General features: G+C 68.6%; 17 protein-coding genes. 10 read left to right on the top strand and 7 right to left on the bottom strand.

Annotated elements, in window-relative coordinates; all coding sequences use genetic code 11:
- Positions 1-49: 49 nt before the first annotated feature.
- Positions 50-3562, bottom strand: coding sequence for a hypothetical protein (locus tag KOR34_RS23670; protein WP_146568611.1), 3513 nt, complete (start codon positions 3560-3562; stop codon positions 50-52).
- 132 nt (positions 3563-3694) lie between these two features.
- Here KOR34_RS23670 and KOR34_RS23665 point away from each other — a divergent pair, with 132 nt between their 5' ends.
- Together KOR34_RS23665 and KOR34_RS23660 are read left to right on the top strand one after the other, a co-directional pair.
- The gene (locus KOR34_RS23665; RefSeq protein WP_146568610.1) at positions 3695-3928 is read left to right on the top strand and encodes a hypothetical protein; all 234 of its coding nucleotides are present in this window, start codon (positions 3695-3697) and stop codon (positions 3926-3928) included.
- Positions 3925-4248, top strand: coding sequence for a type II toxin-antitoxin system RelE/ParE family toxin (locus tag KOR34_RS23660; RefSeq protein WP_146568609.1), 324 nt, complete (start codon positions 3925-3927; stop codon positions 4246-4248). Before KOR34_RS23665 ends, KOR34_RS23660 begins: the two co-directional genes overlap by 4 nt.
- Positions 4249-4451: 203 nt before the next feature.
- Here KOR34_RS23660 and KOR34_RS23655 read toward each other — a convergent pair whose 3' ends face one another.
- The 3 genes from KOR34_RS23655 to KOR34_RS23645 all read right to left on the bottom strand — a co-directional run bounded on the left by KOR34_RS23655 (position 4452) and on the right by KOR34_RS23645 (position 10021).
- Positions 4452-6725 carry a biotin/lipoyl-binding protein gene (locus KOR34_RS23655; protein ID WP_146568608.1) on the bottom strand — a complete coding sequence of 758 codons (2274 nt, stop codon included), beginning with the start codon at positions 6723-6725 and terminating at the stop codon, positions 4452-4454.
- 118 nt (positions 6726-6843) lie between these two features.
- On the bottom strand, positions 6844-7830 hold the full coding sequence (locus KOR34_RS23650) for an efflux RND transporter periplasmic adaptor subunit (RefSeq protein ID WP_146568607.1): 987 nt from the start codon (positions 7828-7830) through the stop codon (positions 6844-6846).
- 106 nt (positions 7831-7936) lie between these two features.
- A complete protein-coding gene (locus KOR34_RS23645) occupies positions 7937-10021 on the bottom strand; it encodes an HlyD family secretion protein (RefSeq protein WP_146568606.1) in 2085 nt (694 codons plus the stop codon).
- Between the two features lie 420 nt (positions 10022-10441).
- Here KOR34_RS23645 and infA point away from each other — a divergent pair, with 420 nt between their 5' ends.
- The 3 genes from infA (at position 10442) to KOR34_RS23630 (ending at position 13337) form a co-directional block, all read left to right on the top strand.
- On the top strand, positions 10442-10666 hold the full coding sequence (infA, locus tag KOR34_RS23640; protein ID WP_146568605.1) for a translation initiation factor IF-1: 225 nt from the start codon (positions 10442-10444) through the stop codon (positions 10664-10666).
- 272 nt (positions 10667-10938) lie between these two features.
- Positions 10939-12669, top strand: coding sequence for a hypothetical protein (locus tag KOR34_RS23635; RefSeq protein WP_146568604.1), 1731 nt, complete (start codon positions 10939-10941; stop codon positions 12667-12669).
- A 134-nt stretch (positions 12670-12803) separates the two neighbouring features.
- A complete protein-coding gene (locus KOR34_RS23630) occupies positions 12804-13337 on the top strand; it encodes a glycine cleavage system protein R (protein WP_146568603.1) in 534 nt (177 codons plus the stop codon).
- 89 nt (positions 13338-13426) lie between these two features.
- On the opposite strand, the gene KOR34_RS23625 is transcribed toward KOR34_RS23630, so the two are convergent.
- On the bottom strand, positions 13427-13828 hold the full coding sequence (locus tag KOR34_RS23625) for a hypothetical protein (protein ID WP_146568602.1): 402 nt from the start codon (positions 13826-13828) through the stop codon (positions 13427-13429).
- Between the two features lie 391 nt (positions 13829-14219).
- Between KOR34_RS23625 and KOR34_RS23620 the strand changes: the two genes are divergently transcribed.
- Positions 14220-14633 (top strand): hypothetical protein, encoded by a 414-nt coding sequence (locus KOR34_RS23620; RefSeq protein ID WP_146568601.1) that lies wholly within the window; start codon positions 14220-14222, stop codon positions 14631-14633.
- A 128-nt stretch (positions 14634-14761) separates the two neighbouring features.
- Here the strand turns inward: KOR34_RS23620 and KOR34_RS23615 are convergent, their stop codons facing one another.
- A complete protein-coding gene (locus KOR34_RS23615; protein WP_146568600.1) occupies positions 14762-16018 on the bottom strand; it encodes a hypothetical protein in 1257 nt (418 codons plus the stop codon).
- A 478-nt stretch (positions 16019-16496) separates the two neighbouring features.
- Here KOR34_RS23615 and KOR34_RS23610 point away from each other — a divergent pair, with 478 nt between their 5' ends.
- Positions 16497-17951 carry a transporter gene (locus tag KOR34_RS23610; protein ID WP_146568599.1) on the top strand — a complete coding sequence of 485 codons (1455 nt, stop codon included), beginning with the start codon at positions 16497-16499 and terminating at the stop codon, positions 17949-17951.
- A gap of 22 nt (positions 17952-17973) precedes the next feature.
- Positions 17974-18678: a C39 family peptidase gene (locus tag KOR34_RS23605; protein ID WP_197531698.1), complete on the top strand. Its 705-nt coding sequence runs from the start codon at positions 17974-17976 to the stop codon at positions 18676-18678.
- 8 nt (positions 18679-18686) lie between these two features.
- Here the strand turns inward: KOR34_RS23605 and KOR34_RS23600 are convergent, their stop codons facing one another.
- On the bottom strand, positions 18687-19520 hold the full coding sequence (locus KOR34_RS23600) for a sugar phosphate isomerase/epimerase family protein (protein ID WP_146568597.1): 834 nt from the start codon (positions 19518-19520) through the stop codon (positions 18687-18689).
- Positions 19521-19674: 154 nt separating this feature from the next.
- Here KOR34_RS23600 and KOR34_RS26930 point away from each other — a divergent pair, with 154 nt between their 5' ends.
- Both KOR34_RS26930 and KOR34_RS23590 read left to right on the top strand, forming a co-directional pair.
- Positions 19675-21561 (top strand): DNA methyltransferase, encoded by a 1887-nt coding sequence (locus KOR34_RS26930; RefSeq protein ID WP_197531697.1) that lies wholly within the window; start codon positions 19675-19677, stop codon positions 21559-21561.
- 516 nt (positions 21562-22077) lie between these two features.
- A complete protein-coding gene (locus KOR34_RS23590; protein ID WP_146568596.1) occupies positions 22078-22806 on the top strand; it encodes a hypothetical protein in 729 nt (242 codons plus the stop codon).
- Positions 22807-23460 lie beyond the last annotated feature (654 nt).

The raw sequence follows: 23460 nt of genomic DNA, 5'->3' as shown, positions 1-23460 counted from the left end.
AGATCAATGGTTGCGATGGGTCGTTCATCTCAAACGCTCGCCGGCTCCGCTACTCGCCGAACAGCTTCTTCAGACCGCCGTCGAGCAGGCCGCGCACGCCGGTGCGGGCGAGGTTCTCCAGCGCTCGGGCGTCGAGCTTGGGGTTTTCGAAGCTGCCCTTGATGGGGAACTGGATCAGCTGGCCACGGAAGCCGGCGACCAGCGGGTTGGAGCCGATCCAATCGTCCTGGATGGGCACGGTGATGGTGTAGTCGAGGGTCTGGTCGAAGCCGACCGAGCCGCTGGAGTAGATCGTGACGCCGCCCACCTTGTAGGTGAGCTTGTCGTGGAACACCCGCCCCTGGTCGATGCGGAACGCGACGGACTGCTGGTCGATCGAGATAATCGCCGGCTGCTGCTGCTCGGTGCCGAACAGGCGGCGGGCGTCGGGGCGGCGGATCAGCCCCTCCACCTGCTGCACCACGCGCACGATGGGCTCCATCGTGGCGCCGGGCGTGACCAGCACGCTCTGGGCGTCCAGCCGCCCCGCGGCCGAGAGCTGCAGCAGCGGGTCGAGCGGGCCGCCGGCCGACTCGAGCTGCAGCGACAACACGCCCTGGGTGCGCGTGGCGTCCGCCACGACCGGCGCGATGTACTTGAGCAGCTGGTTGCTGATCTCGGGGGTCACCTGCACGCTGGTCAGCACCGGTCCGGGCGCGGCGCCCCAGACCGCGGGCGGCGGGTCGAGCCGCGCCGAGAGCTGCGGCGTGAACGTGCCGCCGCTGACCGCCAGGTTGAGCGGATCGAGCTTCGCCTCGCCGTTCGCAAGCGTGACGCCCAGCGTGCCGGGGCCGATCGGCAGGCCGAACAGGTTGATGGAGGACCACGGCGCCTCGAGCCGCCCCTGCCACGCCCGCGACCAAGGCAGCGGCGCCGCGCCGGCGGCCGGAGCGGTGCGGGCGAGGTTGAAGCGGCCGGTGTGTTTGCCGGTGACGCGGACCGCGGGCCCCACGTAGCCGGCGATGACCGGCGCGAGGGCGGTGAGGTCGTAGTCGATCGTGCCGGCGAACTGGCTGGCGCCGTCCTGCACGCCGCCATTGGCCTGCACCGTCAGCGTGTTGGAGGTGATGGTGGCCGACTCGATCGTCAGCTGCTCGGTCGCCGCGGCGTAGGCGGCGGTGGCGTTGACGGTCAGCTGCGGCTCTTCCAGCAGAGGGCGTTTGGTGGCGGCGTCGAGGAACGCGACGCCCGTGCCGCCGCCCCGGAGCGCGGCGCGGAGCACGCCCTGGTTCTGGGTGAACTCGATCGTGCCCTGCACCTGGCCGATCGCCTGCGGCCGGTCGCTCGCGACGAACCAGTTGTTCAGCCGCGCAAGGTCGGCCCGCACCGCGACGCTGCCCGATGCGGCCGGCTGGCCGGCGGCCGTCACCGCCCGCAGCGCCTGCGAGGCGAGCGTCAGGGAGGACGTGCGGAGCTCTCCCTGGCGGGACTCGAGCGTGCCGGTGGCGGCGTCCCAGCTGACGTCGCCGGCGGCGGTGACCAGCGGCTCGCGGACCGCCAGGCCGAGGCCGTCGACCTGCAGGTCCTTGATCTTCGCGTCCAGCCCGGTGAGCTGCAGCACCCCGCCCCCGAGGCGTGCGCTGGTGGTCGTGTCGACCGCGCCGGCCAGGCGGACGTTGCCCAGCAGGGCGCCGCCGCCAAGTGGCGCGAGCGCCACCCGCAGGCGGTTCTGCCAGGAGGTGAGGTCGCCCTTGAGCGACGCGGTCAGCGGGGCGGCGGCCGGCGCGTCGAGCCGGACCGGCTCGGCCAGATTGACCTCCAGCAGGTCGGCGTCCGACTTGAGCGCGGCCCGGCCGGCGGTCAGCTGCGCCGGCCGCTGGTTGGCGTCGAGCCCGACCGTCGCGGCGACGCTGCCGTCCAGCTGCTGCTCCTCCAGGTACACCTCGCCGCGGCGGGCGACCATCACGTTGGTCATGGCGGCGATCAGGGTCGCCTCGCGGGTCGCCGGGCCGGTCTGCTCCACCCGCACGGTGGAGTTCCCCTTGCCGGACAGCTGCCAGCTGCTCAGGTCGACGAACTGCCCGACCTGCTCGGAGAGCTTGTCGAGGTCGAACCCGAGGTTGCCGTTGAGGTCGGCCAGGCTGCCGGAGAGGTCGCCGTACAGGAACTCCGACTCGCACCGCAACGCCTCGATGGTTAGCAGCCCCTCGGGACGCGACACCGTGCCGGTGAGCGTGAACGGCTGCTGCCAGCCGACCCGTTGTCCGGCCGCCTCGGCGACCAACTCGGTCGCGGTCACGCTGCCGGTCACCTTGGCGCCGGCGTTGGCTTCGGTCTCGAGCTGCGCGGTGAGCCGGCCCGACACCGGCCGCACGTCCTCGCGGAGCGCGACCGCGCGGGGCGCCAGCTGCGCGAGCCGCGCCAGGTCGATGTCGGCCGCGACGCGGCCCACCGGCCACCGCTGCGACTGCCGCAGGGTCTCCGCTCCGCCGGCCAGGTACGCCTTCAGCTCGTCGGGGGACATGACGCCGCGGACCCGCACCGCGCCCACGTCCTGCGAAGCGACGCTGGCGTCGACCAGCTCCAGCCGGCCCTGGTTGACCCGCAGTGACCACGGCGCCTCGACCCGCGAGAGCCGCAGCGTGTCGCCGCCGAGCAGCCGCGACTGCACGGCGAACGCCTCGGCCGCGATGCTCCCCTGGCTCGTCAGCCCGCTGGCCGCGAGCGCGTCGACCCAGTGCGGCGCGCCGGGCGGCGGCGGGGTCCAGGCGACCTGGCCCCGCCCGGTGGCGGCGCCGGTCAGGCGGAGTTGCGGGTCGGCTCGCCGCGCGAACGGCTCGGCCGCGTTGAGCGGCACGCCGCGCAGCTCCAGCGCGACCTGCTTCTGCTGGCCCTCGGCGGGCGCCAGAGCGAAATGGATGTTGGGCGCCGGCTCGCCCTCGTCGATTGGCTCGAACTGGTTGAATGCCGAACCGAGCCGGGCGCTGCCCTCCAGCTTCGACAGACCGCCCGTCAAGTCGACGTTAAGGTTGATCCCCTGGTGCGTCCACCGCCCGCCGGTCGTCGCGTCGGTGACGTACACCGTGCCGCCGGCGACCGACAACGCCGCCAGCGGCCGGCCCGCGATCTCGGGCGTCGCGCCGGGCGGGGTGAGCTCTTCTTCGACGGGCTTGGCGCGCTCGATGGCCGCGATCAGGTCCTGCAGGTTGCTGCCGTCGGGACGCACCGCGAGGTTCACCACCGGGCGATCGACGTGCATCTTGATCGCCTCGACGCCGGACAGCAGCGCGATCAGGTTCTGGCTGAGCTTGACCTCCGCCGCCTGGAAGACGGGCTGGCCGTTGGCGTCGCGGAGCTCGACCCCTTGGGCGGAGATCGGCGTCAGCCAGCCGCCGCCTGCCGACGCCAGCGAGAGGGACCCGGCCTCCGGCGGGATCGCGTCGGCGATCACCCCGCTCAGCAGCGGGGTCTTCATCACGATGGTCGGCCCGAACGCGACCGCCAGCACCACCAGCGCCAGCATCCACAGCACAGCGCGGCGCAGCCGCCGGGGTCGCGGGCGGGACTTATCGCTGCTGGCCATGCGGTGGGATCCGGGGAGATTCTGTGGTCGGCTGCTGCTGATTCTACCGGGATAATACGGGGCTCACCACGCGAGTATCGCGGAGGGGCTATTGTGCTTGCCGATGCTCGACGTATTGAGCAGAATGGGAGTATGGCCGTTACGATCGACGATCTGAACCTGTTTCACCAGTTCGCCGCTGCAAGGCTGGATGCTGCCGGCGCCGAGAGTCTTGAGCAGTTGCTCTTGTTGTGGCGGCAGGAGTGCAATCGGAGCGACGACCTCGAGGCGGTTCGTCGGGGCGTGGCCGACGCGGAGGCAGGCCGGGTTCTCCCTGTGAGCCAGGCGTTCGCTGAAGTGCGGCAGTCGCTGCAGGAAGGCCGGTGAGCTACTCGGTTTTCGTTACCGAGGAGGCCCAGCGTCAGCTGCTGAGTTCTGCCGTCTGGTGGGCCCAACACCGCAGTGTCGAACAGGCCGAGCGTTGGCTTGCTGGGTTTGAGTCGTCGATTGCAGGGCTCAGCGAGAACGCCGACCGGCATCTGCTCGCCGCCGAGGATGGCAGCTTCGACTTCGACCTGCGTCAGTTGAACTTTGGCGTTAGCGGCAAGCCCACGCATCGCGCCCTTTTCCGGATCCACGGTAGCGTGGTCGAAGTCCTGGCGGTGCGGCACCTCTCTCAGCGGGACCTTAAGTCAGGCGATCTCTGACATCGCGGCCCTTGGACTATTCAAGCTTGCGGCTCAATCGAGTCTCGCAACAAACTCCGGCGTAAGCCGGGGGCGACGGCGGTAAGCTTGCCACGCCGCTACCCCGTGGGTTACGCACGACTCCTGCTGAAATGCAGAGAACTACCCGCAGCGCTCCGCGTCCAACCTCTCCGAAACCGGAAACCCGAAACCCGAAACCTTCGCTACAGCTCAAAATTAATCGTCCGCGACAGGTAACGCCACATCCGCTGGCCGAGGGTCTTCGGTTCGGTGTGGATCTTGGCCTTGCCGGTCAGTCCCACCCGCAGCAGCTCGAACGCCTCGCGGGCGTCGGGGGGGAGGTCGGCCTGCTTGATTAGCAGCGCGTCGGCCGACACGTGCGGCGTCATGGGCCGCGGCACACCAGAGGCGTCCATCTCGGTGGGCACCTCGCCGCCCGACAGGCTGGAGAGCCGCGGCGGGGTGGTCTTCATGGTCTTGTTGCTGACCTCGTTCACGCGGCTGACGAAGGTGAAGTCGGTGGACTGGTTGAACAGCAGCTCCACCTGCCGGTCGGCCAGGGTGTCGGTCTCCTCGGACTCGTCGATCACAAGCAGCGCCTCGAGCCGGTCGGGGTTGTAGATCTGGCACAGGTGGGTCGAGATCGGCAGCGTCGCGCCGAGGTTCTTCTCGTCGAGCGGCGTGCCGTGCCAGTCGGAAAGCTGGTAGTCGTCGGTCGGCTGGGGGCCCTTGTAGGGCGGGGGCAGCACGATGCCGTCGGCGGGCGCGCGGATGATCAGCCGCGCTGCGTCCTTCTCGGCGTTGGCCAGCTGCTCCTGGGTGGCCTCGAGCATCTCGCGGACCTCTTCGCGCTGCTCGGCCGCGTCGGCCTGCGACAGGCTCATGCGGCTCAGGTTCTCCATCTGCGCGGTGTACTGCTCGATCTGCCCGCGCAGGCGTTCGATCTTCAGCTCGTTGTCGACGTTCGACAGCGTCGCCAGGCGGTCGCCGGCGCGGACCACCTGGCCCGGCTGGACGTCGATCGACGTGAGGATGCCGGGCGTCTCGGTGTAGACGTCGGCCGGCGCGTGGGCCTTGAGCTCGGCGGGGCAGAACACGGCCGACGGCAGCGGGATGAGCAGCACCCCGGCGATCACCGCGCCCGCTATCGCGAAGCTGGCCAGCATGCGGAGCTTCTTCACTTTCGCCATCCTCCCAGGGACCTTGAAGTACTTGTAGAGCTTGACCAGCGGCATCACCAGCATGCCGTAGATCGCCATCGCCGCGATCGCCTGCCCCAGGGGCTTCAGGCCGTACGGCTCGAACACCTTGTTCAGGAAGTAGATAATCGACAGCACCACGACCCAGCGGTACACGGCCGAGGCGACCGTGTAAGCCGCGAACCAGCCCTGGTTCCGCTTGGGCAGGAACGGGTCGTCCGGCTCCTCCAGGCCCAGGCACCACTTGCCGAGCTTGCGGGTCAGGATGCTGCTGGCCTTCTGCCGCAGGTTGGGGATCTCCAGCACGTCGCTGAGGATGTAGTAGCCGTCGTACCGCAGCAGCGGGTTGGCGTTGAACAGGATGGTGCTGACCGAGCTGACGAACATGATGTTCAGGCAGATGTTGTTCAGCATGCTGGACGGGTCGGTGAACCACCAGATGAACGTGCAGATCGACGCCAGCACCACCTCCACGTACATGCCCGCCGCGCCGATCGCCGCCCGGTGCCAGCGGTTGGGCAGCATCCAGCTGTCGGACACGTTGCAGTACAGGCAGGGCGTGAGCACCAGGAACATCACGCCCATCTCGTGGCACTCGCCGCCGAAGTGCTTGCACGACAGGCCGTGGCCAAACTCGTGCAGGATCTTCGTGCAGCCCAGCACCACCGCCAGCAGCAGCCAGTTCTTCTGCGCGAAGAACCCCTGGAAGTCGGGCAGCCGCGCGTAGAACACGTCGAACTGCACCAGCACCAGCGTCGCGGCCGCCGCCACCAGCAGCAGGCACAGGATCATGGCCGGCACGCTGAAGAACCACCGCACGGGCGGGAAGCTGTACAGCGCGTTGAGGATCCACTCCGGGTCGATCCCCTTGAAGCGGACCGACAGGATGTTGGACATCTTGCCGACCAGCTCTTTCTTCTTGCGCTCGTCGCGGCGTTTCTTGAGCTGCTCTCCCTGGCCGCCGGCGTTGGCCAGCACCAATCCGCTGCGGTGCAGCATGCCGATGAACTGCTGCAGCTCCTCGGCGCGGATGGTCTGGGGCGGGAACTCGGCCTCGAACCGGTCGGCGATCTCCTCCAGGCTCGACTCGCCGTCGAGCATCTGCAGGATCGCGAACTCCTCCTCCTCAAACCGGAAGTACTGCAGCGCGATCGGGTCTTTCACCACCCAGTACACGTTGCCCTGGTACTTCTGCCGCCGCGCCTGCAGGTCGGGCCGCACGCGGATCGCGAGCGCCCGTGACGAGCTGCTGACCAGGCTTTCAGCGAGGGTGGCCATGGAAAGGGGAGGGCGGAAAGGCGAAGGGGGGACAGCCTGCTACGCGGCTAGGCTCACTGTGCGGCACTGGCGGAGCCAGTGGCACGCGGCGCACGGCGCCAACTTGATTCGGAACGGTCTAGCGCTGCGCCTCGACGGCCGGGGTGCGGCCGGTGCTGACGCCGCCGGTGCCGAGGTGGATGGTCATGGTGGCGGTCATGTTGGGCAGCATCACCCACTCGCCGTTCTTCGAGCGGTTGGCGATCTCCGCCCGCACGGTGAAGTGCTGGCCGTTGGCGCCCAGATGCAGGTTGGGGTCGTACGACACGATCCGCCCCACGGCCTTCACCTCGCCGTGGGTCGAGGGCGCGGTGACCGTGACCTCGCAGCCCTTGATCTCGGCGGGCGAGTAGTCGTTCAGCGAGACCTCGCCCGACACCTCGAGCGTGTCCATCCGGATCAGCCGCGCGATCGGGTCGCCCGGGTTCACCCACTCCTGCTGGTGGCGGTAGACCTTGGTGATCTCGCCGTCGAACGGCGCCCGCACCGTGCGACGCTCGATCATCAGCTCCGCGGACTCGACCTCGCCGCGGGCGACGTACGCCTCGAGCAGGGCCAGCTTGCGGTCGTTGGCGGCCTTGTCGATCGCCAGCACGGAGCGCTCCGCCTCGAGCTTGGCCTTGCGGTACTGCGGGTCGGAGATCGCCTTCTCGTACTTTTCACGCACGCCCTCGACCTCCTCGAGCTCCGCGACCGCGACCTCCTTGGCCTTCTCGGCGTAGCGGATCTCGATGTCGTCGTTGGCCTTCTTGACCGCGGCGTGGTACTTGTAGGTCGCGACCTTCTTGTCCATTTCCTGCATGCGGGTGTCGATCTTGGCGATCACGTCCTCGGACTTCACCCGCGTGCCCTCCCGCACGCCCTGGAAGATCAGCACGCCGGCCTCGGGGGCGGGCAGCTCGACCGGGTCGATCAGCTTCACGCCGCAGTTGTTCAGCACGACCGCGTTGTTGTTGGCGCGGGCGGCGGGCTGCTCGGCGGGCAGCTCGTAGCGGCCGGGTTGGGCGGAAACCATGCTGCAGCCAAGCAGCAGGCAGGCCAGGGCGGTGGGGCGTGAAGCGGGCATGGCGGTCCTCGCGATGCGGTTGGTCGGCGCCAGGCGGCGTCGCGGTTGGGTAGTGGGGCGGAATACTGATTTATACGCGGACGCGGCCCGCGTGTTACGCACGCTCTTAGAAGCGGAACACGATCTCACGCTGGATGGTGTCGTACAGCGGGTGCAGCCAGTAGTAGAAGAACGACCGCCTGCCGCAGTAGACGTTGGCGGTCACCGCGGCGTCGATCTTCGGGTTGGGCATCAGCTCGCGGAAGGCCGCCTGGTCGAAGGCCACCGTCAGCTTCACCACGTTCCCCTCCTCGCCGCGGCTCTCGGAGGTCTGGTCGACCGCCTGCACCACGCCCTCGATCTCGTCCTCGGGCTTCGACGCGGGGATGAACACCACCTTCATCGGCTCCTCGTTGGCCAGGCTCTCCTTCCAGGTGCGGGTGACGTGCCCCATCTTCTTCTCGGGCATCAGCACCTCGACCTCCCAGTCGCCCCTGGGGTCGGCGATCTCCATCACCGTGGCGCCCTGCTGCACGGGGCGGCCGGGCGGGAAGTCGTCGCTGAGTTTCCACTTCACCACCTGCCCCGCCATCGGGCTGACGATCTCCAGCAGCTTCTGCTTCTTCTTGAGGATGTCGAGCTGCACGTTCAGCGACTTTATCTCCTTGTCGACCTGCAGCCGCTCGGCGTAGCGTTTGGCGCGGTCCTCGTCCTTCTCTTGCCGCTCGTCGGTATTGGAGCGTGCGAGCGAGTTCCAGCGGGCGCGGGCCTGCTCGAGCTTGCCGAGCACGTCGGTGAGCTCGGAATCCAGTTGGTAGCTCTTGAGCCGCATCAGGGGCTGCCCGCCTTGCACGGGCTGGCCGTTCTCGACCAGCAGCTCTTCGACCTCGCCGTCGATGCGGGCGAACACCGGCTTCTGGCTCACGGGGACCAGGCGGCCGTCGCCCTGCAGCTTGAGGTCCACCTGCACCAGCATGCCCGCCGCGATGGCGGCGGCGATCAGCGTGAGCACGGTGGCGGTCTTGGGCAGGGCCCGGCCGCGGAACTGCGAGGTCGCGCGGCCGAGCGTCTTCCAGACCGGCATCAGGAACAGGCCGCTGTGCTCCAGCGCGTTGCCGATGGCCGTGACGCTGTGCCCGCGCACCACGTCGACCCGCTGGCGGTAGCCCTCGGGAACGGTGCTGTCGACCATCTGCTCGACGATCAGCGCGCCCAGCACCTTCGGCGGGCCCTTGCGGCGCTGCTTCTCCTCGGGCGGCAGGTCCTCGTCCTCCGGCTCGACGAGCGGGAGGATGGCCATGTTCTTGGTGTGCGAGTCGTCGACGTAGGCGTCGATCGCCTTCTCGACCTGCGGCGCCAGGCCGGAGCCGTCGCCCGTGAACCAGACGTCCTCGCCGGTCTTGCAGACCGCGCGGGCGACCTTGGTCAGCAGCGTGGCGGTGTTGGAACGCTTGTCGAACACGTCCTGGCCGCTGATCGCCTCGAGCGTGACGCGGCTGCCGTGCTTGACCGCCACGGTCACGCGGTCGCAGCCGATCAGCCGCCGGCCCTCGTTGGCGATGGTGAACGCGGCCTCGGTCACGTCGAGCGTCTGGTGGGCGCTGCGGGTGAAGGACTCCAGCTGCTCCCACAGCGACTGCTTCTCCGACAGGTGCGCCAGGCGGCGGCCGCGGAGGTAGTCGCCCGCCAGGTCGCAGGTCTGCATCAGGAAGCGGAGGTAGCCCCGCTTGGTTGCCTCGCCGGCGCCGGGGCGCTGGAACACCTCGACAATGCCCTGCACGCCCTGGTCGTTGTGGACCGGGGCCATGACCAGCAGGAAGTCGGTCGGGTTGGAGGCGCCGTGCTCGTCGGTGTCTGCGCCGCCGGCGGCGCCGGAGTGGGGCGCCACCAGCTTGCCGTCGGGCTCCTGCAGCACCTGCGTCAGCAGGCGGCCGTGCTGCTCCTGGCCGATCGGGTTCTCGATCAGGCCGGTCTCGCGGAGGTTGATCTGGTAGGCCAGCTGCAGCACGCCCGCGTCCGAGAGCGTCCACACCGCGCCGCCGCTGGCGGCCAGGGCCGCGACCACCTTGTTGAGGAAGGAGTCGTAGAACTGCTGGGGCGAGGAGTCCGACTTGGACAGCTCGGTGATCTGCTGCAGGATGCCCTGGATCTCCCGTTTGGCGCGCCGTACGGCGTCGTCGTCGGGCCCGGGGGAGGAGGTTACTTGGGACATGCCGGCTGGAGGACTCTGGTGCATACCGCGACCTGCGGTTGTGAGGGGAGTATTCGTATAAGTGTATCGCAAGCACGGATTTCCGTGTTGCCCGGTGTTGGGCTGCGGGCCAGTCTGTCGGCCCTTCCGCTGACCCAGCCGGCATAATCGCTGCAAGCTAACTGGCCGATGGCGGGTCACCCGTGTGGGCGGGGTCGCGCCGGCCTGCTTACCGGCTGATACGGCGGCCGCGGCCGACTGTTTCAGGATTTGCCGACCGAATCTGGACTCTAAACCCCTACAAAGGATATACTTGCGGACTCGCTCTACGGAAACGGGACACGGCCATCACCTGCCGGGCAGGGGGCCCTCGGAAACCGACCTCGAGCCGCCGGGCAGCAGAAACCCTTGGCGGCCTGCAAAGACCACTAGTTTTCATTTATGGCGAAAGAGAAAGAAGAGGCCCTCGAAGTCGAAGGCACGGTCACCCAGGCGTTGGCCAACACCCGCTTCCGCGTCGAGATCGACGGCGGACACATGGTGCAGGCCCACGTTGCGGGCAGGATGCGTAAGCACTTCATCCGCATCGTGCCGGGCGACCGCGTCCGCGTCGAGCTCTCTCCCTACGACCTCACGAAGGGTCGGATCACCTACCGCGAGCGGTAAGCCGCGGTATTCTTGCAGCCGGCGAACCTACTTGCCCCCGCAGGCGAATAAAGGTTTCGGAATCCCCGCAGATTCGATGAGCTCGCCCCTGGCCGCCGCCCGCTTCGCTAGGACGCGGCGGCCTGTTCGTCGCCGGCCCGCCCAGCAACGCCCTGCGCTGGGCTATGTTTAGGAAAGCGCCGCCGGCCGCCCGCGTGCCGACGCACGCCGCAAAGTACACCCATCGGGCGCCCGCGCCCTTCCGAACTCCCAAGGATCCAAGGAGCTCTGCCGTGTTCCATTCGATTACACGCCGCGCCGCGCTGCCAGCGCTGCTGGCGGCCGCCTGCCTGATCGCCCCGCCCGCATCCGCCCAGCCGACTTTCGAGCTCGACCTCCAGCCGGCCGGGCCGGGCGGCGCGCCCCAGACGGTCGCCGTGGTGGCGGTGTCGAGTTACCAGAAGGTGCTGGACGACGTCGGCTACATCGGCGGTCTCGTGGGCCAGCCGCAGGCCGCGACGATGGTCGAGGCGATGATCTCGATGTTCACGGAGAACAAGGGCCTGGTGGGCCTCGACCGCGACCGCCCCTGGTGCCTGCTGGTGCAGTCCTCCGGCCAGGACTTCTCGCCGCTGGTCTGCCTGCCGGTGTCCGACCTGGACGGCCTGCTCGCGCTGGGCGGCAACGCCGGCGTGCTGGTCGAGGAGATGGGCGACGACGTAAAGAGCCTCTCGATGCAGGGCCAGACCTACTTCGTCAAAGGCAACGGCCAGTGGGCCTACGCCGCGCAGCGGGCCGACCAGCTCGCGTCGCTGCCGGCCGACCCGACCGATTCGGTCGACGGCCTGATCGACAACTACGATATCGGCGTGCGGCTGATGGCTCAGAACGTGCCGCCGATGTTCAAGCAGCTCGCGCTGGACCAGCTCCGGCAGGGCATGCAGGAGGGCCTGGAGCGTAAGCCCGACGAGTCGAACGCCGAGTTCGAAGCCCGCCAGAAGGTGGCCCAGGCGAACATCGAGAACATCGAGCAGTTCATCAAGGACCTCGACGAGGCGGTGGTCGGCATCGCTATCAACCCGGACGGCGGCGGGCTGACGCTCGACTTCCGCGGCTCGGCGGTCGCCGGGACCAGCCTGGCCGATCAGTTCTCGATGTACAAAGAGGGGGGCGCCACCAAGCTGAGCGGCTTCCTCCAGGACGACGCGTCGGTGTCGGTCGCCTCGGCCTACACCATCCCGGCCGACGTGGTCCCCAAGATCCAGGCCGAGTACCAGCGCCAGATGGCCACCAGCCGCGCGGCGCTCGAGCAGCTGCTCGACGAGGCCGACCTGCCCAACGAGGAGGTCCGCGACACCTTCAAGTCCGCGCTCGAGGACGTGATGGCCTGCGCCGAGGCGATGGTGGCTTCCGGCGAGGTCGACATGGTCGGCAACATGCAGCTCAAGATGGGCGGCGCTTCGGCGATCGGCGGCTTCCGCACCACGGCGCCCGAGAAGATCGAGTCTGCCCTCAAGAAGGTCGCCGCGCTCGCCGAGGGCGACCCCAACTTCCCCGGCATCAACTGGAACGCTGAGACCCACGAGGGCGTGACGCTGCACACGATGTCGATCCCGGTCGGCGCCCCCGAGGCGCAGGACGTGTTCGGCAAGACGCTGGCCATCGCGGTCGGCATCGGCCCGGACGCGGCCTACTTCTCGCTCGGCCCGGACGGCGTGGGCGCGCTCAAGGCGGCGATCACCGCGTCGGGCTCCGGTTCCGCGGAGGTCAAGCCGATGCAGATGGACATCGCGTTGGCCCAGGTGATGGACTTCGCCGCCGCCACCGCCGAGGCGTCTGGCGAGGACGCGGCCGTGCCGCAGATGATCGCCCAGATGCTCGGCCAGAGCGACCAGAGCCACATCCACGTGACGGTCGACGGCGAGGCCAACGGCCTGCTGTACCGGGTCAAGGTGGAAGAGGGTGTGCTGCAGGCGCTCGGCCAGTTCGGCGCCGAGATGCAGCGCCGCCAGATGGGCCAGTAGCCTCCGGGCTGCGTGGGCTGTGCTACAATCCCAGAGCGGCGCCGGTCGACCGGCGCCGCTCTTTTGTTAGCCGATGGCTGAATGCCGAGAGCCGACAGCCACTACCCCCTCGCTCCTTTTGCCTTCCAATCGCTATGTCCACCAACGTCACCTCGCTTGTGCTCACCATCCTTGGGCAGGACCGCCCCGGCCTGGTGGAGTCGATCGCCCAACTGGTCGCCGACCACGGGGGCAACTGGCTGGAGAGCCGCATGGCGCACCTGGCGGGGCAGTTCGCCGGCATCCTGCGGGTGGAGGTGCCGGAGGATCAGGCCGAGAACCTGACCGCCGCCCTGCGGACCCTGTCCGACCGGGGGCTGGAGTCCGTTGTGCAGACCGACGGCACGTCGGCGCCTGCGCTCCCGACGCCGCTGGTGCTGCTGGACGTGATGGGGCAGGACCGCGCGGGCATCATCCGCGAGATCAGCCGCGTGCTGGCCGCTTCGGGCGTCAACGTCGAAGAGCTGAGCACCGAGCGGACCGCCGCCGCCAACACCGGCCAGCTGCTGTTCCAGGCCAAGGCCCGGCTGCGGATGCCGCCGGGCGTCGACGAGGTGCAGCTCCGCGAGGCCCTCGAGGCGGTGGCCGCCGACCTGATGGTGGACGTGTCGCTGGCGGGCGAAGAGTAGCCGGCCGGCTCGATCTCCGCGCAGCAGAAGACGCGGCGCAGGCCCCGAGGCCCACGCCGCGTCATTGGGTTTCTTAGCGCGGCGAGTCTTTAGTACGAGGCCGCGGCGGAGAACCCGCCCGCGTACACGTTGACCGACCGCGTGGTGCGCACCGAGCGGACCGGGCCCCGCGGTCCGCGGACGACGCGGGTGCGTGTGACGGTCTTGCCGGCCACCGATCCGTTCACGCCGCCAGCGAAGTGGGACCCGGCGGCGAGGTACCCGTTGGCGCTGCCCGCGGCCGCGTGGTGCGAGCCGACGAAGGCGAACGAGCCGCCCGCGGCGATCGCGAAGCCGTTGCCGCGGACCGAGGACGCTTCCTGGTCCGAGACGATCTGGGCGCCGGACAGTCCCATCGCGGCCAGGGTGTTGTTGTCGATGGCGCCGTCGTGGGCGGCGGCGGTCGAGGCGGCCGACGCGATCAACGCGGCCGCGCAGAGGATGGTTCTCATGGTGCTTCTCCTGGTGTGGCTTCGAGGGGGGCGGGGCGGGCGACCGATCGGCGCTACAGCCGGCACAGGCGGCGCGACCCGCACCCTTCCACTCCAATCAGGGCGGCGGCGTGTGTCAACAAGTTTCTGCGAAGCCCAGAAACGCCGCGTAACCGCCGGCGGATCCCGGCCCTGACGGGGCGCGGCCGGCCCAACCGCTACAGCCCGCCGATGGGTAGGGATTTCCCTATGCTGCCCCGCCGTTGCGGCTCTTGCAGGCCCGGTCGCCCCGACTAGCCTGAGATTCGTGAGTCGCGATTGAGAGTCCCCCCGACGCGTCCGACGAGCCACCCCCCAGCGCTCAACCGACGGTCGCCCCCACTTTTCCCCACCCAGTTCTGGAATGCTTGCTATGAAGAAGAGTCTCTTGCTGAGCGCTTGTGTCGCTGCGATCTCGATGGTTGGTCAGGCGCACGCCGCCGACGGCGTTGTCCCCGCGGCCACGCTCGAGGCGATGGGCCTGGGCGGCGCCACGGTGGTGAGCGACGCCACCGCCGCCGAGGTGCGCGGCATGGGCTACCTGCCGATCTCGATCGCCGCGGGCGGATCGTTCGCCGGCGTGGGCGCCAACAACGCGGCGGCGGGCAGCGTCAACGGCTACCTGGCCGCCGGCCGCTACGCCGCATCGGGCGAGAACTTCTCCGAGGCCGGCCTGACAAAGACCAACACCAAGGTCGTCAACATCGGCGGAATCAAGAAGTCGATCAAGACGACCAAGTCGATCCGCGTGTACGCGGGCGGCTACTCGTCGTCGATGTCGTTCTAAGCAGATGTCGTTCTAAGCGACAGCGATCCACGCCCCGCGCGGGGCTGGCAGAGGAGAGCAACGCAAGAAGGCCCGGACGAGGCGACGCGTCCGGGCCTCTTCGTGTTTATCAGGCCGATCTCAGGGGGTCACCAGGTGAAGCCGGTGCCGACCGACAGGCCGATCAGGTCGAGCGTGGCGCCGTTGGCCTGGGCGTAGGCCTGGCCCTGCGACAGCGGCGTGGGCGACGGCCCGCCGAAGCCCGCGAACGAGCTGGCGACCGCGCTGCCCGAGTCGGCGTTCCAGTACTGGTACTCAAGCGCGACGCGGAAGAACGCGTCGGCCGGGAAGCAGACCACGCGGTAGTCGAACTCCAGGCCGAGCTGCACCTCGCCGATGAACATGGCGTCGTCAACCTCGGCCACGGCGCCGTTGTACGACCCGGCGGTCGCGCCGGCGGTCACCTCGATGGTGTCGGTCTCGACACTGTTGCTGATGCTGCCCCACACCACCGAGCCGCGGGCGCCGTAGAACAGGTGGATGCAGGAGTCGCAGAACAGCGGCTTGCGTCCCGACAGCGAGCTGGTGATGCCGGTGCCCGCCGCCAGGCGGTTGGCCCGGGCGTTGCCGCTGATGACGCCGGTTCCGCTGGCGCCGTTGTCCACCTGGGCGTCGACGCTGAGCGCGGTGTCGTGCTGCAGCAGCGCGTACCGCACGCCGAACGTGAAGGTGTTCTTGGTGTCGTACACGCAGAAGCTGCGGGTGCCCTCCAGGTCGATCGTGTACGCGTCCAGGCGGTTGTGGATGAAGTAGCCGTAGTCCAGCGTCGGCCCGGGCGGCGTGAAGGTGAACGGGTCGAACGCCGCCTCGGCGGCCTGCAGGTGCCAGTACCGCACCGCCACGCCGTGGCAGCCGTGCTGCACGCCGAGCCACATCCGGGGCGCAATGTAGAAGTCGTTGACCGCGGCGTCGTCGCTGCCGAACGTGGCGTCCAGCTGCGGGCTGCTGAACTCGTCCTGCAGGCGGTAGCTGACCGTGCCGGCGTTCATGTCCGGCGCCAGGAAGGTCGCCTCGACGCCCGCCACCCAGTAGGTCGGCACGCAGGGCGGGCAGCAGCCCATGTCGCAGCAGCCGTCGGTGCAGCACTCGTCGGCGCAGCACTTCTCGCAGGCGATGGTCGTGATCGCGGTGTCGTAGTCCTGAGCAGCGTCGTCGGCCGCCCCGACAAAGACCGGCTCCTGCCCCAACGCCTGCGCGGCGGAGGTGTACGTCACGCACAACGCCTCGCCGGCGGCCGGCGCCACCGGGGGGAGGGTCCGCACGTCGCCCTGGCCGAACGCGCTCCCCGACAACGCGGCGCCGAAGCTGATCGAAAGCACGCAGACAAGCAGCGGGGGAAGTTTCATATCGCGTTCTCGCCCAGGGGGTGAGGCCGGGCGCTCTGCCGTAGCTGGGGTGGGTGGTCTGCCCTGACCGGGCGCCCTCGCCGGCGCCCGCACAGTGACCGCATCCGTGCGATCTCCTAGGGCAGGATCGACCCGATCAGCCGCGCCATGACACATTGCCGCGTCAAGCTGATCGGTTCCCCCTGACCGGGTGATCCGGCGCAACCGGCACTGCTTAACGCCGGCGAGCGCGGTTTGGCGTCCCGGCTTGCCTAACCGGCTCAGGCCGAAGCCGCCCGCGATCCCCCCACCCGGGGAGCGCGGCCCTAATGAAGATAGTTCCGGAACCTGCCGATCAACCCCACTAGCCGTGACGACTGCCTCGACACGCACGGTCGCGGCAGGCGGCGCAACCGGCCGCATTGTCGCACGCCCTCGGACCGACCTAGAACCAAGCACGGGCGTTGACGACGCTCACGGGCAGGCGCCCTGAACCTGTATGACGCTACCCCCTACCGCCAACCCGATACACGCCGCGCGGGCGTTCCGCTTCGCCGCGACGTGCCTGCTGATGGTGGCGGCCCCAACTATGGCAGGGGCCGAAACCCCGGACGCCGAGCGGGCGTTTGGCTGGGCGGGCTGGTCGGAGCAGCAGACTCAACCGGTCGCCTACCAGTCAGAAGGGCAGGACCTTTCGGGCCCGCTGGAGTGGACCAACCAGGCGTCCAACGAGGCGACCCAGTACGTGCGTTCCCAGCCCAACCCGGCCGCCGGGCTGCTGGGGCCGTTCTCCTGGACCAATCCGCGTCGAGAGCGTTTCACGCCCGGTGCGAACCCCTCGCCGCCCGCGCCGACCAACGGGCTCGGCCAATCGGTCGACCTGCTCGGCCCGCTCCACTGGCGCAACGCGGCCGCCCCCCAGGCGGCGGCCGCGTTGCCGCCGGCGCCGGGCAGCCCCTTCGCGCTCGCCCAGAACGAGCAGCTGCAGATCCCCGGCGAGCAGCCCAACGCGGAGATCATCCCGATCCCCTCGACCGTGCCGCAGCAGCCGGCGGCCCCGGTCCCGGCGCCCGACGCCAACGCCCCGGGCGGGGGCGGGTTGGCCGAAGCCGAGTCGCTCGGCGAGGAGCCGGTCGACACCAGCCTTCAGTTCCTCCGCACCGCGACCGTGCTGCTTGAGCCGGGGCAGATGCAGTGCGACCTGGGCGTGGTGTACCAGCTCGTGGAGAACGACTTCACGGTCGTCGACTCGGGCAGCAACCTCGTTGAGGCCCGGGTCCGCCAGCGCGAGCTGGTGGTCCCGCTCGAGCTACGCTACGGGCTGACCCGGCGGGCGCAGTTCTTTGTCGGGTCGACGGTGGGCTGGGCCAACAACGAGTTCGCCACCGAGTCGTTCTCGTTCGACGACAACTACGGCGGCCTGGGCGACACGACAACCGGGCTCACCTTCCTGCTGTTTGATGGGCAGGGCCGCTGCACCGACACGGTGCTGACCGTGGCCGCAACGCTGCCCACCGGCGACGACCCCTTCCCGAGCACCCTGCTGGGCCAGTCGCAGCCGGCGTTGGGCGAGGGGTTCTGGGCGCTGTCGGCGGACCTCCTGTGGATCAACAGCTACGACCCGGTCGTGGTGTTCTACGGCGTGGGGATGCGGCACCGGTTCGAGAGCGAGTTCTTCGGAGTCGACGTGCGGCCGGGCAACGAGTTCCGCGCGACGCTCGGGCTTGGGTTCGCGGTCAACCAGAACATCACGCTGAGCACCCGCTTCAATGCGACCTACATCACCCGCACGCAGCTCGACGGCGTCAGCGTGCCGGGGTCGTTGCAGGAGCCGATGTCGCTCCGCTTCGCCGCGACCATCTTCAAGTGCCAGCACATCGTCGAGCCGTTCGTCGACATCGGCACCACCGATGACGCCGCCGACACCCGGTTCGGCATCGTCTGGACCTACTAGCCCCCCGCAGCAGGACGCCCCCATGAAGCCGCCCGCCCGGCTGATTGCGACGCTCACGCTCCTGGCCCTGTGCGGCGACGCCGCCGCCGAGCGGCCAGCGGCCGGGCCCCCGGTGCGGGACGACGGACACCTGATCGCCCGCCGGGTGGCGAGCTGGCAGGCCCTGCGGCAGCGCAACATCGTGATGCAGAGCCGCGACTACTCGTGCGGCGCCGCGGCGCTCGCGACCGTGCTCCGCTACCACCTGGGCGACGACGTCACCGAGCAGGACGTCCTCCGCCAGCTCGACAAGATCCTCACCCCCGAGGAGGTGCAGGACCGCATCGAGAACGGCCTGGCGCTGAGCGACATCCGCCGCGCGGCGGTGAAGCTGGGCTACCAGTCGGTGGTCGCCAAGCTGACAATGGAGAAGCTGCTCGAAGCCAAGACGCCGCTGGTGATCGGCATCGAGAAGGACGACTTCAAGCACTTTGTCGTCTACCGCGGCTCCGACATGCGGTGGATCTACCTGGCCGACCCGATCCGCGGCAACATCCGGCTGCACCCGCGGGACTTCGCATGCCAGTGGCAGAAGAACCTGGCGCTGGCGGTCGCGAAGCCGGGCGCCAAGCCGCCCACGCACTCGGCGCTCACCCTCCGCCTGGACGACGTGCAGCTGGGCCGCACCAACGACCAGCTGATGCACACCCTGCCGAGCCGCGTGGTGGCGCCGCCGCCGACCAACTGACGCGTAAACTACGCGCCGGCCTCGATCCGCTGCATGTAATCGATGCTCTGCCGCGCGATCTCTTCGGGGCTGGGCTCGTACTTGAACACCTCGACCGACACCCAGCCCTGGTAGTCCGTTTCTTTGAGCGCGGCGAAGATCGGGGCGAACTCCACCTCGCCCATGCCGGGGCCCAGCAGGTTGGGGTCGTTCGCGTGGAAGTGGGCGGTCCACGCGGCGTTCTCGCGGATGATTTCGGCGATCGGCTTCGGCTCGCTGGCCATCGCCTTGACGTCCAGGTGCAGCTTGCACCAGGGCGAGTCGACCATCGTCGCCAGGCCGACGCCGCTCTCGGCGGTCAGCATGAAGTCGCCCTCGGCCGGGCCGAGCGGCTCAAGCGCGATGGTGACCTGGTTGTCGCCGCAGGCGGGCATCGCCTCGCGCAGCACGCCGGCCGCGATCTCCTCCGCCTGCTCGTAGCCCACGCCCGGCAGCAGGTTGCGCTGCTGGGGCGAGCCGAGCACCATCACCTTGCCGCCCAGCTGGCCGCACAGCTCGGCCAGCTCCTTCAGGTACTCGGCCGTGGCGCGCTGCACCGCGGGGTCGGGGCTGGTGAGGTAGAAGCCCTCGGTCTTGGCCAGCAGCCAGTGCAGGCCCACCACCTCCAGGCCGGCGTCCTCGGCGATCCGCTTCACCTCGGCCCGACGCGTCGCGGGCACGTCCCGCACGTCGGTCACCGTGGCGCCCGGCAGCAGCGTGAACGGGGCGATCTCGATGCCGGTGTAGCCCAGCCGGCGGGTCGTGGCGAACGACTCCTCGAAGGGCAGGTCGCCGAAGGTCTCGTTGCAGAGCGCGTATTTCATGCTTGGGGAGCGTGGAGAGAGTCGAGTGGAACGGGCGGCCGCGTCCGGGCCGCCGGAGCGCACAGATGAGCGCTAATTGCCCCGCCGCCGAGCGCCGGTTAGGCTGGGTATTTTCGGTATTCTACTGCAGCCACGTTTCCGCGGATACATCCCTATGAGCGTCACCTCCCCGACGGCCGTCGACGCAATCCTGCACGGCGACTGCCTGGAGCGGCTCCGCGAGCAGCCGAACAACTCCGTGGACATGGCGTTCGCGGACCCGCCGTTCAACATCGGCTTTGAGTACGACCAGTACCACGACGACCACGCCGACGACGACTACATGGCATGGTGCCGCGACTGGATGAGCGAGCTGCACCGCGTGCTCAAGCCGGGCGGCGCGTTCTGGCTGGCGATCGGCGACGAGTTCGCCGCCGACCTCCGCGTCGACGCCCACCGCAACATCGGGTTCGAACCACGCAACTGGATCGTCTGGTACTACACCTTCGGGCAGAACTGCAAGCGGAAGTTCAACCGCTCGCACGTGCACATCTTCCACTTCACCAAAGAAGGCGCCGAGCCGCACACCTTCAACGCCGAGGACCCCAAGGTCCGCGTCCCCTCCGCCCGTGCGCTTGTCTACGGCGACAAGCGCGCCAACCCCACCGGCCGGCTGCCCGACGACACCTGGATCCTGCGGCCGCAGGACCTGCGCGACCAGCCCGAGGCGTTCCAGCCGATGGACGACACCTGGTACTACAGCCGGGTGGCGGGCACGTTCAAGGAGCGGCAGGGCTTCCACGGCTGCCAGATGCCCGAGCAGCTGCTGGGGCGGATCGTGCGGATCAGCAGTAACCCGGGCGACCTGGTGCTCGACCCGTTCGCCGGCAGCGGCACCACGCTGGCGGTCGCTAAGAAGCTGGGCCGCCGCTGGCTCGGCTTCGAGCTCTCCGACGAGTACGTCCGCTACGCCAACGAACGCCTCGACAGCGCCGAGGAGGGCGACGAGCTGAGCGGCCCCGTGGACCCGGTCAGCAGCTCGCCGACCACCGCCGCCGGCCGCCGGCTGAAGGACCACCCGCTGCTGCCGACCTTCGAGAAGGACGACTTCGAGCCGGAGCTCAAGCAGGCGGCCACCGCCGAAGAGGTGGAGGACCAGGCCGCACCCGAGGCGGGCGAGCTGGCCGCGGCCGCCGCCCAGGCCGTGATCGCCGCCGCCGGCGCCCCGGAGCAGCCGGTGGCGCCGCCCCGCAAGCAGAAGTCGCTCCGCGAGATGCAGCAGCAGGTCATCGTCGACGCGTTCCACGACACGCACGAGGGCTACTCGGTCGACTGGCTGCTCTGCTCGCCCGAGCTGCAGGAGGCGTTCCACGCCAAGTGCCGCGAGTCGGGCATGATCGGCCGCGCCGGCGACTGGAACCGCGAGCTGCTGAAGCTCCGCAAGGCGGGGCGGCTCGCCCGCCGCGACGACGAGAAGCACGGCTGGCTGAAGAAGGTGGAGTTCTCGCCCGAGCAACGCGACGAGTTCGCCTTCGCCGGCGAGATCGCCTGGGCCGAGATGGAGCGGAAGTTCCCGGGCTGGTCGCTCGACGCGCTGCTCTGCTCGCCCGGCAAGGCGTACCTGTTCGACCGCACCGCGGCCAAGTACGTCAAGGACCACGACCCGGCGGAGCTCCGGTGGGCCGCGCTGCGGCTCCGCAAGGTGCGGCACTCGCTGGCGACCGAGGCCAAGCAGTACCACTTTGTGCTGGAGAAGAAGGACTTCCCCCGCTTCCAGCCCTGGTCGCGGTTCAAGGCCGACAAGCTGGACGAGCAGCCCGGCATCTACCTGCTGCGGAACCGCTCCAAGGAAGCCCTCTACCTCGGCGAGACGCTCGACCTGGGCCGGCGGCTCGCGGCCCACGCCGCCGCGTCGGCGCCCGGCCGCTCCGTGACCCAGGTGGGAGTGATCCTGTCCGAAGACCTCCCCAGCGACGAGTACCGCGAGCTGCTGTGGGTCAACCTGGTCGGCCGCTACAACCCGCGGCTCAACATCCCGGCGCTCGAGGTGACGCTGGACTAGCGCCGTTGGTCCGCCTGATACACGGAACGCTGTGGGCTCGTGTAGCTCTTGGATTGGCGACCCGCTTGTGGTGGGCGTTCGCTTCGCTGCGATAGGGCGCCACTGGGCTCTGCCGGTTTTTCTCGAGTAGAGTATAGTTGCATCAGTAAATAGCAATACTCTGATCGCGGGTCCAGGGATTCGGCTGTGACGATCTTCCAGGTTACGAATCGCATTGCTTGCCGCGTTGCGTTGGCGCTTTCGATATCTTGGTGCGCCGATTGCCCCGCTTCAGAAGTGCCCCTCCCTCAGGAAGTCAGTTCGGCCCTGGCTGTCGAAAGTGCTGCGTTCAGCAGCGAATCTAGTAGTTCGTTTGCGGTGTACTATCTCGCGGTTGGTCCTCTGGTGAACGACAAGGCGCCAACCAAGAAGCCGAGGCGTTTGCGTTACCTATGCGATTGGAATGGTTCTAGCGCCATCGCTTTTATGAAGGGAGATCAGGGGCTGCCACACCTGATTCATCAAGAGGATAAACTCGTGAATCTCGATGTAAAGCTAGGCCGCTGGAGGGCCTACCCGCGACACCCGTGGCAGTTCCGCTTTGATGACAGTAACCTCAACCAACCAATCAGACGTGCCAAGCAGGAAGAGAACGCAGGGCCTCAAGTCGCTGTCGATGTCAGGAACCTTATAGAAGCCGAAGCAGCCAGGGGGCAACTCACGCATGAATGGCATCGGGCCTCTCTGACCTACGAGTGGAGGGGCGAGGATGACGGCGGCCTCTTAGTTCGATTGAGGAGCGCGGTGGATGCGAGGCAGTTCGGGCGCCGCTGGTCGACCGTCCGCGTCGTGGGACGCCACGGCGCGTCGGTCGCTCTCTCTGGCGCTTGCGTGACGGACATACCGTACGCACGAGTGGTTCACCCCTCCCACGAAAGCCTTCTGCAACAACTGGATGCCGAGCAGACATCGGACGACGTCGCAAACGCAAGGATTAATCTGGGGGCCCACGATGCCCCTTCGCGAAAGCTCGCCTTGCAAGCTTGGAGACTCGCTTGGCCGGCTGCGGAAGACACGGCGGTCCCGATCAACGCAGCGCTTGTCTGCAAGCTGGCCGCCGAAACGATCGAGGCCGACCGAGATGATATGGTTGGAAACTCCGTTGTTGCCGACTTGCTTGCCGGAGCGATTCTCCAGTGGGAGGACGGCCTGGTGGGGGCGTTCGACACTGAAATTGCCCCCCCTGCCGACCCGTACATGCGGTGACTCCGCACTGAGTTCAACCTGAGGCCAGACAGGGCCTGGCTCGTGCAGCTCAACGCGAGAGAATTCTTGCAAACGCATCGCGTGGCCTCACCTTCACGAGTCAATCTCCTCCAAGCGATAGCTCGGCTGGGATCGCCGACGGCAAGCGTTGCTGATGCGAGAGCCGAGCACACCGATACCCTGCTAGAGGAAGCCGTATGGCGAACCTGCCTAATGCTGCCGTGCGAGCAGAGGCACGCAGACGCGTGCCTGACGGTGCTCGCAGACGCAGATGCACCGGCGACGCTAGTCGATGCCGCAACTCAGTCGCTGGTGCTGCTTGGTGAGTGGGATGGGGTGGATGCAGAGCAACTAGACGAGTGGTGCATCAGACGCCTGGAGCATGCCACCAATGCCCGCAGAGCGAATCTCCTGTCTCAATTGTTGGCTACGATCGCGGGCGAGGCGTTCGTCACGAAGCGACTAGAAATGGGGGTTCTGGGTCCAGCAGTCAGACAGCAGGTTGCAGGCTTCCTGGAGGCTGCCCCTCCCCGTCCCGTTCAGTAAGTTCGTCCGCGGATTGAAAGGGTGTCGGACACCTTCTTCGCACCCTCCTATTTCGGTGAGCGGGAGCGTCGGGCGGGATGGCAACCCCACGCCGTTATCAAGAGCAAG

This window comes from Posidoniimonas corsicana (assembly GCF_007859765.1).
Taxonomy (GTDB): Bacteria; Planctomycetota; Planctomycetia; order Pirellulales; family Lacipirellulaceae; genus Posidoniimonas; species Posidoniimonas corsicana.
This window is presented reverse-complemented; position numbering and strand designations above follow the sequence as displayed.